Here is an 11,280-nt window from a genome sequence, read left to right as displayed (position 1 = left end):
CAGGACACCCGCCGATAAGCTTGATCATAGGAGGAAAACGATGGGACGATTAACAGTAAATTTAGCCGGTGTCACGTTCAAAAATCCGGTTATGCCGGCTAGTGGTACGGCGGCATATGGTCAACAGATGGCTCAACAGTTAGACCTGAGTGCGCTGGGGGGCTTGGTCATCAAGTCGACCACCGCCGAACCGAAAGGGGGCAACCCACGACCAACGACCGCGGAAACAACCGCGGGGTGGCTCAATGCAATTGGACTCAAGAATCCCGGAATTGACAATGTGCTGGCCGATAAATTACCGTGGTTAGCGACTCATTATCCGGATTTACCGATTATTGGGAGTGTCGCGGGGGCGAGCTTTGATGAATACGTGGCAGTCGCACGAAAAATGGCGTCGGCACCTAACGTCAAATTATTGGAAATCAATATTTCATGTCCAAACGTCGACCATGGCGGCCTAGCATTTGGAACTGATCCAGCGACGGTAACGGCGTTGACTAAGGCGATTGTTGCCGCGGTCGATAAACCAGTTTTCATGAAGCTGACCCCGAATGTCACTGATATTGTCCCAATTGCACTCGCTGCCGAAGCTGGTGGAGCGGCTGGACTGACGATGATTAACACGTTAACGGGTATGGGCATCGATTTAGCCACGCGCCAACCGATCTTAGCGCATGGTACGGGCGGCTTATCTGGAAAAGCCATTCATCCACTTGCTGTTCGGATGATCCATGACGTGCGTCAACACACCAAGTTACCGATTATTGGAGTCGGTGGGGTGTTCACGCCAGCGGATGTCCTGGAGTTTTACTTGGCTGGTGCGAATGCCGTTCAAGTTGGGGCCGCAACGTATGGTCACCCGACTGCTTGTTCAGACATTATTGCTGGATTACCGGCGGCAATGGATCAGTACGGGATCACCAGCTTGCAAGCGTTGATTCAGGAGGTCCAAGGATGAAGCGACCAATTATCATTGCGTTAGATTTTCCCACCGCCGAACGAGCCTTAGCTTTTTTAGACCAATTTCCGGCTGATTTACATGTCACTGTCAAAATCGGCATGGAGTTATTTTATGCAGCGGGACCGAGTATTGTGACGGACGTGCAAGCTCGCGGCCATGCGGTTTTCTTAGATTTGAAACTACATGATATTCCCAATACCGTCGAATCCGCAATGCGGGTGATCGGGCGGTTAGGGGTAACCTATACGACGGTTCATGCTGCGGGTGGGCACGTGATGCTTTCAGCCGCCAAACGAGGATTGGTCGTGGGTGCAATGGCCGCTGGAGTCACTGCCCCCAAGTTATTAGCGATTACGCAGTTAACTTCGACTAATCAAGCTATTTTGAATCAGGACCAGCAAATCATGGGAACGGTTCGGGCGAGTGTCGTGCATTATGCCAAACTAGCACGGGCGAGTGACTGTGATGGCGTCATTTGTTCCGCCCAAGAAGTTCAGGCGATTCATACGGCCGTCGGTGCTGATTTTCTCGGAATTACGCCGGGAATTCGGCCAGCGTCGGCGCAGTCAGATGACCAGCAACGGGTGATGACACCGGCTGCCGCTGCTAAGGCTGGGAGCAACGGTCTCGTCATCGGGCGGCCAATTACGCAGGCTGCAGAACCAGTTCAAGCTTACCGAGATATTATGACAGAATGGAGTAACTAATATGAGTGAAATTGCAGCAACCATCGCCACTGATTTGTTGACGATTAAAGCCGTTACACTACGACCAAACGACCCGTTCACCTGGGCCAGTGGCATTAAAAGTCCAATTTATACGGACAATCGGCTGACGATTTCCTATCCGGCGGTCCGTCAGCATATCGCGCACGGAATCGCCGCCATCATCAAGCGTGAATACCCGGCGACCGAAGTGATTGCGGGGGTCGCAACGGCTGGCATTCCGCATGCAGCCTGGGTGGCGGAATTGTTAAATCTACCATTGATCTACGTTCGTGCTAAACCCAAGGATCACGGTGCTGGCCGCCAAATCGAAGGGGTGTTAAAGCCCGGTCAAAAAGTTGTCATGCTGGATGATCTGATTTCGACGGGTGGCAGTGTGTTACAGGCGGCCAAGGCCGTTCAAGCAGCAGGTGGCGATATTCAGGCTGTTGGGGCAATCTTCAGTTATGCCTTGGATGCGGCAACGCAAAATTTTGCCGCTGCGTCATTACCGCTGTTCAGTTTGTCCAACTATCCTGAACTAATCAAAGTTGCTCGCCAAGCAGATTACATTGATGACGAGGAATTAGCTTCGCTGCATACGTGGCGTCAGGACCCAGAACACTGGGGAGTGACTGATTAGGATTACGCGCCATAAATGGCTGGCATATTTAAAATAGTCATGAAAATTAAGCTGGATTATCCAGACGATTTTCATGACTATTTTAGTTACCGGCTCGTGCTAATATTAACCTGTGACAGATTGTTAAGACAAGATAAAGAAATGAGGGAATATTCGATGTTAGCAATTTTAGTTGGCTTAGCAATCGGGATTGGGTTACCAATGCAAACGAGTATTAATTCGCGATTGCGCAATTCAGTGGGATCTCCATTTGGTGCCTCCCTAATATCTTTTGCTGTGGGGACGTTGTTTTTGGCGATAATGACACTAATTGATGTCCATACTTTAGGATTTTCGACGACGTTATTTACGAGTCAACCGGTTTGGATTTGGCTGGGTGGGCTGTTGGGGGTCGTCTACTTAACTGGCAATATCTTGTTGTTTCCGAAGCTGGGTAGTGTTCAAACCGTTATTATGCCCGTGCTTGGTCAAATTTTGGCCGGGCTATTGATTGATAATTTTGGTTGGTTCGACTCACCCCAAAGTACATTGACGATGACCCGATTTTTGGGTGCAATTTTAGTCTTGGCGGGAGTCATCATCACCGTTGCGGCTCAGGGGTGGCTCGAACAGCGGCATAATCGAATCACTGAAATAGCGGAAAAAGATACAGCTACTGACACTGACCAAAGTGGCCTTGGAATTTGGCGTGCACTAGGTGTGGTTGCTGGAATGCTCAGTGCGATGCAAACTGCGGTCAATGGGCACCTAGGTCGGGTGCTTGGCTCCACAGTGCACGCGGCATTTGTTTCTTTTTTAGTTGGTACTCTGGGGCTGATCGTCATCGTGTTAGTCTTGCGACCTCAATTCAAATTGATTAGGCCAACTAAGACGCCTAATCCTTGGTGGATGTGGATTGGTGGCATGATTGGCGCGCTGTATGTTTTGGGTAATGTTTACTTGGTTCCGGTCGTTGGCACTGGTTTAGCGGTCGTCATTGTTTTAGTCGGACTGATGGCCGGTAGTTTAATGATTGACCAATTTGGCTGGTTTGCTTCAAAAAAGAACCCAATTTCGGGGGTCCAGTTGATGGGCTTGCTCGTCATGATTGTGGGGGTTGTGCTAATTCGCGTCTTTTAAGCACTCTGAGGATTGGCGAGTGTCACCGGGTGATCGGTAAGGTGTTTTGAGGTCGAGACTTGCAGCCGGATGAATAAGCGGCCGTGCGAGTTGACCACATTAAGCCGTGACCACGTTCGTTAAAGCTTCTAAAATTTCAAATCAGGATGACAAAACGGTACTGGATGCCGGGCACGATAAGCCATTATAAATCCGACGCACATCTGGCAGCAGTGGCCGTCAACGTTGAGAATTAAGACGTGCAGCACACGGGTCACCTGGCTGAATAACGTGGTATTTAATGGACGCGATAATAAACATCTAACTTACGGGTTAGGTGTTTTTTTAGCCGGTTAAATATGCGATAATGAGACTAACTTAATGAGAACGTTTGTTCAGTTCAGAGGAGGAATTAGTGGTGAGCTTACAATTTGTATTGGGACCAGCCAAGATGGACCATCGCCGTACCATGGTGGCGCAGTTAGTGGCAACCTTGATGGCTAAGCCACAAGATCAGTTTTTTTATTTGGTACCGAACCATATTAAGTTCGATACTGAAGTTGACGTGTTGAACCGCTTGGCACAGGCATTTGGGCAACCAGATTTGTATGCCCAGACTCAGGTTCAGGTCTTTTCATTTACCCGTCTCGCTTGGTACTTGATGAAGAATGAAGCAGCTTATCAAGTGCCACGACTCTCCGCTGCTGGGATTGACATGCTATTATATCGCATTCTACAACGACATGCCGATGAGCTGCGATTGTTTGGTGGTGAAATCTCGCAAACGGGTTTTGTGACTCAACTAGCTCGTGAAATTAATGAGTTACAGACCGCTAATTTGCAACCAGAAGATGTGGTTCAATTGGCAGCGAATGCTCAGGTGGGTGACTTGCAGGCTAAGCTACATGATCTGGCGATCGTTTACAAAGACTTTGTGGCGGCGACTGCAGATAAGTATCTTAAGCCCGCTGATATTCTCGTTCAATTGAATGCTTACTTACGGCATCAAGACTTGCACGGAACGCACGTTTATGTGGAACTCGCTGGCTTTGCTCAATTACCGGCTCAGGAACAGGGAATCATCACGACTATGCTGGAACAGGGCGCGGACGTGACAATCAGTTTGATGCTCGATCACAAAGTCGTTGACCGGGCGCCAGAAAATGGCACGCTGTTTTATCAATCTGGTCGGCTTTATTATCGGCTTTATCAGTATGCCCGTATTCGCCGGATTCCGGTTAGCCAAGATATTTATGCTGACACGCCGCGCGTGGCTCCCGGCTTAGTGGCTCTCGATGATTTTTGGCGTGGTCAGCCCCAAGCGGCTACCGGTCACGAGGAGCCGAATACGAATGTGCATTTATTCCGGACCGATAGTCGACAGACCGAATTGGCACAAGTTGGCCGCATGATTCGGGCAATGGTCGCGAAAAAACATGCCAATCCCGCCGATGATTATCATTATCGGGACTTCTTGATCATGACACGGCACTTAGATGCCTACCAAACGATGTTAGCGCCGACTTTTCATGAATTAGAAATACCATACTTTGTTGATTTACAGCGTTCAATGGCCGACCATCCGTTAGTTGAGTTGATTAACGCGTTGTTTGATATCGACGCACAGCAGTATCAATATCGTGATGTTATGCGAGTGTTGAAAACCGAGCTGTTGATGCCAAATATCAATGGGCAACCGATGGATCGGCAAGCCTACCGCCAAGCAGTAGATCTGACCGAAAACTTTATCCTTAAAAGTGGTTATCACGGCCAGCGGTGGGTACAAAGGGAAGATTGGCAATACTTTCAATTAACCGAGGGTGATGCCGGGGTCGAGACGGATCAAAATGCTGAAATTTCGCGACAAATCAACTTGATTCATCACTTTGTTGCTGAAACGTTACCACCGTTTTTTAAAAAAATGCGGCAAGCACCGGATGGCAAAGCGGCCGTGACATTGCTGGTCAACTTTTTGACAAGCCAGGGCGTTACGGACCAGCTATTAGCTTGGCGTGATCAAGCCTTGGATCGCCAAGATGTCCGGGCAGCTGCCGAGCCTGAGCAGACCTGGCAAACTTTCTGTGGGATGCTAGATGAATACGTGACGATTTTAGGTGCAGAGCCATTTGAAATTACGGACTTTTTGGCACTATTACAAGCGGGCTTTGAAGGTGCTAGTTACTCGCAAATTCCGTCGACGTTGGACCAGGTGTTAATTTCAGAGAGCGGAATGGTTCAAAGTCAGGACCATAAAGTTGTCTTCATGGTTGGGGCAACCGATTTAGTGATGCCTGACCGGATTATGACGAACAACTTATTGAGTGATGTGGATAAAGAAAATTTGCAACCAACGCTCAGTTCGTTAGATGGTGATCACTATTTAAATGATTCAGCTGTCGTTCAGCTCGGTGATGAAAGTTGTCTGAATTATTTGGCCTTTTTAAGTGCCCGTCGACACTTGTTTTTCAGCGCCCCGTTAAAAGATGATCAAGAAACAGATTTAAATTGGTCCAACTATGTGCGGCGAATTCAACGCCAGTTCAATTTGCGAGAACATACTTATCTTGGGACGCCTGATCCGACTAATGCCGATGCGCGGCCATTTGTTGGGACTAAGCGCCGGACGATTAGTCATGTGATTCAGGTTTACCGCGATGTGTTAACGACGAATACTGACCGTAATCGTGTTGGCGCACCATTACAACCTGCTCCGGTGTGGGTGTGGTTACGGCAACAATTGACGCGTGACCCCAAATTCGGTGAGCTAGCACGTCAATTGATGGCTGGATTAAGCTATCGCAATCAACCTGTCAAGCTGACACCAGCCAGCGTTGAGGCTTTGTATGGGCATCAAATTTATACGTCAATTTCAAAACTAGAAGAATTTTATCGTAATCAGTACGCTTATTTCTTGAAATATGGGCTCAAACTGCGTGAGCGTGATGTGTTCGAGTTATCAGCTGCTAGTACTGGGGAGTTTTTCCACGCTGTCTTAGATGGGCTCATCAAGGCGTTACGGTCTGATCAAATCCCATTGGCCCAAGCCAGTGATCAGCAGTTAGGACAGTATTTAGAGACTGTGACCCGTCAAATCTTAGATCAACCACAGTTTACAATTTTGACGAGTTCTAACCGGATGGCTTACTTGCAACGGCAGTTAATCAACACCGTCCGGCAGATTGCATTTGCGATTCGCAATCAAAGTAAACTGTCAGCCGCTGAACCGAAGCAAACCGAGGTCTTATTTGGTAACGTTGGCAAGGAACACGGATTAAAAGCGCTCGATTTTCAAATTGATGCAACGCATAGTGTGCACGTGCGAGGGAAGATTGACCGTCTCGACCAAATTCAAGTGGCAGATCAAAGTTACCTGGGAATCGTCGATTATAAGTCATCCCAACATAAATTTGATTTTCAAGAGGCGTACTATGGTCTCGCAATGCAAATGTTAACTTATTTGGACGCTGTGCTGCATAACGAGCAAGCTTTAGTCGGTTCTGATCAAGCTGCGGTTAAATTAGCCGGCGCACTTTACATGCACATTCAAAATCCAACTCTGAAACCAAAAGATATTCAGGGCGGTTTTGAAGCAGCGCTCCTAAAGAAGAATAAGTATAAGGGAATTTTGCTCGATGATCCGCAGCTATTGGAACATTTAGATAGCGAACTACAACAAGGTAACGGGGCCTCGAAAGTTTACCCATTCGCACGTAAAAAGGATGGGTCGTATAGTGGGGGGCGTGCAGCTTCACTGGTGACGAATGACCAGTTAGAACGATTATTACAGCATAATAGTCAATTGATTATTGCAGCTGCTGAAGCGATTTTCGCTGGAGAAATTCAACTAAATCCAATTCGGCTGAACGATAAGACAACTGCTTTACAGTATTCGCCGTATCTATCAATTATGCAGTTTGATGCAATGTTGGCAGAAAATGCTTATCGGGATCTACCGCCATTATCAGCCAAACAGGTTCTTGATTTACTAAAGACACAGGAAGGTGGAGAAAACCATGAGTGAGGGCACAAACTATACGCCTAGTCAACAGGCCGTTATCGAGCAGCAGGGAAATAACTTGTTAGTTTCGGCTTCGGCTGGTTCTGGAAAGACGACCGTATTGATCGAACGTATTATGCGCAAGATCTTGGCCGGCACGAATATTGACCAGTTACTCGTGGTGACGTTTACGAATTTAGCCGCTAAGCATATGAAACAAAAACTGGAGTCACAGATCAATAAGCGAATCTCACAGTTAATGACGGACAATCCGGAGCAAACCACGGCGTCACCAGCGATTCGACAACTACGGCAGCAATTAAATCTGCTTGGGGTGGCCAACATTAGTACGCTGGATGCTTTTTGTCTCCGCGTGATTCAGCGCTATTACTACGTTATCGACTTGGACCCGGTCTTCCGCTTATTGACGGACAACACTGAGGGGTTACTCATTCGTGATCAGGTTTGGGACAGTGTTCGTGAACAATTATATGATGAAGATGGTACGTTATTTGACTTATTAACAGCGAATTTTTCTAATGATCGAAGTGATGATGGTCTCAGTCGATTGATTTTTCGGTTATTTGATTTTGCCCAGTCGACCCCGGATCCGGAAGGCTGGCTGAGCAAGTTACCGGAACCTTATCAGGTGGATGAGGAAGCGTTAACGGCCAGTGCCTTTTATCAACAACAATTATTACCATTGCTCATTAATGAAGTCGATGGGATGCAAATGAAATTACGACAGGCACAAAAAGTTGCGACGGATGCTGACTTAGTCCCGAAAACGCTTGAGGTACTCGCTACAGCACAAAAAACGCTGACGACGCTCCGTGAACAATTGGCAACGGCAAGTTGGAATGAGTTACGTACTCAAGTCGCTACTTTCAAGATTGGAGCTCTCAAAAAAACTTATAAGGACGAGCCGGAGAAGACTGCGCGGGCCAAAACTATGGGCACATTTGTGGACGGTGTCAAGAAACAAATGACCACCCTTAGCGAGACCTATTTTGCGGCCGATGAGCAGCAAGTCCTGGATATTATGGTGGGCGCAAAGTCGATTGTGACTGAGTTAGTGCGTGCGACCAAGCGGTTTAGGACGGCCTTTGCGGCTGAAAAGCGGCGGCGACACGTCTTGGACTTTTCGGATTTGGAACACTTAACATTGCAAATCTTAACGAGCGACAATGAAAGTGGTCAGGCTGCTTTGGCACAGTTACGGGCCCAATTTGAAGAAGTTATGGTTGATGAATATCAAGATATTAACTCTTTGCAAGAAAGTATTTTGCAGCTGTTGGCGCGCGACCAGCCAGGAAATATGTTCATGGTGGGAGACGTCAAACAGTCGATTTACCAGTTCCGATTAGCTGATCCGTTATTGTTTTTGCACAAGTATCACGATTTTGAGACGAATCCCGAACACGGGGAACGAATCGTATTAGCTGAAAACTTCCGGTCGGTGGCGAATGTCGATCATTTGACTAACCTAATCTTTAGTCAGCTGATGGACGCGCCGGTCGGGCAAATTGATTATGATGAAGCGGCTTACCTCAAGTATGGGCCCAAGGATTATCCGGCCGATATGCCACAAACGACGAATCTATTACTTTACCAGACGGAAACTGACAAGTCGACAGAAGATGTCTCCACGGATGAAACCAATTTTTCAATTGATGATCCTGCCGTTGGGAGTATCACGATGGTCGCCCAAAAGATTTTGGCACTTAAGGCCCAAGATAAGCCAATCTATGAACGTGCTAATGGGGAATACCGGCCGTTTCGTTACAGCGACGTGGCGTTACTAGTACCAACACGTAATCATAATTTAACAATTATTGATGTTTTCAAACGGTATCACATTCCCGTTGTGGTCAATGATGCCCAGAATTATTTTCAAACCACTGAGATTCGAATCATGATGGCACTACTCAGTATTATCGATAATCCATATCAAGATATTCCGTTAGTGGCGGTTCTACGCTCGCCAATTGTCGGATTAGACGAAAATCAATTAGTTTATTTGCGTATCCAGAATAAAACGAGTGATTATTTTCAAGCCGTCCAGGACTTTTATCATCATTATCCGACTGGTCCGGCGACTGAATATGGTGATCAAGTTTATGCTAAGATCGAGACCTTCTTGACACAATTGACTGAATTTCGAGATCTGGCACGACGTAATCAAATCGTAACCCTGATTTGGCAAATCTATGAACGAACTGGCTTTTTAGACTACGTTGGCGGCATGCCGGCTGGTAAACAGCGTCAGGCTAATCTCCACGCTTTATATGAACGTGCTTATACGTATGAACAGGGCAGTTTTAAGGGCTTATTTCAGTTCGTTCGTTTTATTCGCCGGATGCAGGAAAAGGATCAGGACTTGGCAGCTGCCGTGGCCGAGACTGATGCGGAAGCGGTCAACGTAATGACGATTCATGGTAGCAAGGGGCTTGAATACCCCGTGATTTTTGTGATGGATATGGATAAGCAGTTCAATCAGACTGATACGCGCTCAAGCGCGCTATTGGACCGAGAAGCGGGGATTGGGATTACTTATTTGGACCCAGAAACGCGTGTGAAGTACCCGACCTTGCCACAAGTTGTGACTAAGCAGGTAGTCAGCAAGAAGATGCGCGCTGAAGAGATGCGGAAACTATATGTCGCGATGACGCGAGCTCAGCAACAGCTCTATTTGGTTGGAACAATCAAGGATATTGATACCGCGACCGAAAAATGGCGGCAGGCCTTTGCTAGCGACGGGCGCGTCTTAAGTGCCCAAGCACGGATTGCGGCGACTAATCAATTAGATTGGGTCGGTATGGCCGTGATACGGCATCCGGCCATGAAGGCATATTGGGGAGATGAATGGCCCAATTACGAATTGACGGATGATCCGACCAAGCTAGCCGTTGAATTGGGAGATGCCACCACCGTCCTGGCGGAGCAAAGTGAAGCGGTAACGGATACTCAACCTGATGCGCTTGAACTAGTTGAACAGCAAGTCACCATCGATGTTGATCAAGTAACGCGTGATTATCTGACCACGTTACTGAATTTTCATTATCCACACCAGGCTTCCACGACGACGACGGCATATCAATCGGTATCAGAAGTGAAACGAATCTTTGAAGATCCGGATACTCCGCTGATGAATGCGAACCCGACTGTTAGTCAGCGGCGTTCACGACCGACATCCCGGTTTGTGACAGGGTCACTGGAGTTACCACAATTTTTACAAACTATGCAGGCGCCAACCAGTGCGGAAGTTGGGAGTGCGACCCACTTAGTTTTAGAACAACTTGATTTGACCAAACCGGTCAATGAAACGACGGTTCAAAGTACGATTGATGGGTTAGTGGCTAACCGGGTCTTAACGACCAATGTCGCGAAATTGATTGCAGTTGACACCATCGTGGCTTTTTACCAGAGTGCGCTGGGCAGTCAAATTTTGGATAATCCGGCGAAGGTGCACCGCGAAGTGCCATTCTCGTTACTGATTCCAGCACGTCAGATTTTCGATGTTGATGAACATGAGACGGGAAAAGTCCTGATTCATGGAATTATTGACGGCTATTTAGAAACGGCTGATGGGTTAACCTTGTTTGATTATAAGACGGACCACGTCAAGCGGCCTGAAGAATTGAAGACGCGCTACGCTGGTCAAGTTAAACTATATGCAGCAGCGCTAGCGTCGATGTATCCAGGAAAGGTGACTAAACAGTATTTGTACTCACTGCCACAACAGGTGTTTGTGCCAGTTAATTAAGTTTGGCTGTCAGGTGGTGTTTACAAAATTGGAAAAAGCACGTCAGAATAATCTGGCGTGCTTTTTGTTGAGTTTGGTCTTAATTAAAGCGTTTGTCATGTTTAAAGCCAA

6 protein-coding genes are annotated in these 11,280 nt (G+C 47.4%); all 6 read left to right on the top strand.

Features of this window, described 5'->3' with window-relative positions; translation table 11 throughout:
* The first annotated feature begins 40 nt into the window (after positions 1-40).
* Positions 41-958: a dihydroorotate dehydrogenase gene (locus V7R88_RS10875; protein WP_057717318.1), complete on the top strand. Its 918-nt coding sequence runs from the start codon at positions 41-43 to the stop codon at positions 956-958.
* On the top strand, positions 955-1,668 hold the full coding sequence (pyrF, locus tag V7R88_RS10870; RefSeq protein ID WP_057717319.1) for an orotidine-5'-phosphate decarboxylase: 714 nt from the start codon (positions 955-957) through the stop codon (positions 1,666-1,668). Before V7R88_RS10875 ends, pyrF begins: the two co-directional genes overlap by 4 nt.
* 1 nt (position 1,669) lies before the next feature.
* A complete protein-coding gene (gene pyrE / locus V7R88_RS10865) occupies positions 1,670-2,308 on the top strand; it encodes an orotate phosphoribosyltransferase (RefSeq protein WP_011101885.1) in 639 nt (212 codons plus the stop codon).
* A gap of 15 nt (positions 2,309-2,323) precedes the next feature.
* Positions 2,324-3,427: a DMT family transporter gene (locus tag V7R88_RS10860; protein WP_057717320.1), complete on the top strand. Its 1,104-nt coding sequence runs from the start codon at positions 2,324-2,326 to the stop codon at positions 3,425-3,427.
* Positions 3,428-3,824: 397 nt separating this feature from the next.
* Positions 3,825-7,427, top strand: a complete 3,603-nt coding sequence (locus V7R88_RS10855) for a PD-(D/E)XK nuclease family protein (RefSeq protein WP_063721321.1) — start codon at positions 3,825-3,827, stop codon at positions 7,425-7,427.
* Positions 7,420-11,169 carry a helicase-exonuclease AddAB subunit AddA gene (gene addA / locus V7R88_RS10850; RefSeq protein ID WP_054397730.1) on the top strand — a complete coding sequence of 1,250 codons (3,750 nt, stop codon included), beginning with the start codon at positions 7,420-7,422 and terminating at the stop codon, positions 11,167-11,169. Before V7R88_RS10855 ends, addA begins: the two co-directional genes overlap by 8 nt.
* The last annotated feature ends 111 nt before the right edge of the window (positions 11,170-11,280 follow it).

Origin of the sequence: Lactiplantibacillus argentoratensis (assembly GCF_037290055.1) — a bacterium.
Lineage (GTDB): Bacteria > Bacillota > Bacilli > Lactobacillales > Lactobacillaceae > Lactiplantibacillus > Lactiplantibacillus plantarum.
The sequence above is the reverse complement of the archived record's forward strand: the minus strand, read 5'-3'. Positions and strand labels throughout refer to the sequence as shown.